1 protein-coding gene is annotated in these 730 nt (G+C 67.0%); it reads left to right on the top strand.

Annotated elements, in window-relative coordinates; genetic code table 11:
- Window positions 1–730 (top strand): phosphoglycerate dehydrogenase (serA, locus tag ACR9E3_RS32475; protein WP_460385207.1); only part of this gene is annotated, 730 nt, incomplete at both ends.

Here is a 730-nt window from a genome sequence, read left to right as displayed (position 1 = left end):
TGCTGGGGATCCGGTCGAACACGACGATCACGCCCGAGGTGCTGGACGCGGGCAAGGATCTGCTGGCGGTGGGGTGTTTCTGTATCGGCACCAACCAGGTGGATCTGGGCGCGGCCGCGGAGCGGGGGGTGGCGGTGTTCAACGCCCCGTTCTCGAACACGCGCAGTGTGGTGGAGCTGGTGCTCGGCGAGATCATCGCGTTGGTGCGGCGGTTGCCGGAGAAGACCGCGCGGATGCACGAGGGGATCTGGGACAAGTCGGCGCGCGGGAGCCATGAGTTCCGGGGTCGGACGTTGGGGATCGTGGGGTACGGCAACATCGGTACCCAGTTGTCGAACATGGCCGAGGCGGTGGGTTTGCGGGTGGTCTTCTATGACACCGCGGACCGGTTGGCGCACGGCAATGCCCGCAAGATGGAGTCGTTGGAGGCGTTGCTGGCCGCGGCGGATGTGGTGAGCCTGCACGTGGACGGGCGGCCGGGGAATGCGGGGTTGTTCGGGGCGGAGCAGTTCGCGGCGATGAAGCCGCGGTCGATCTTCATCAACGCGTCGCGGGGGATGGTGATCGATGATGAGTCGTTGCGGGAGAACATCCTGTCGGGGCATCTGGCGGGGGCGGCGATCGATGTGTTCCCGATCGAGCCCAAGGCGCAGGGGGACACCTTCGAGTCGCCGTTGCGGGGGTTGGACAACGTGATCCTGACCCCGCACGTGGGGGGCTCGACCCAGGA

The sequence above is a fragment of the Actinomycetospora sp. C-140 genome, assembly GCF_054796175.1.
Note: the sequence above shows the minus strand (reverse complement) of the source record. Positions and strands in the feature narration are given on the sequence as shown.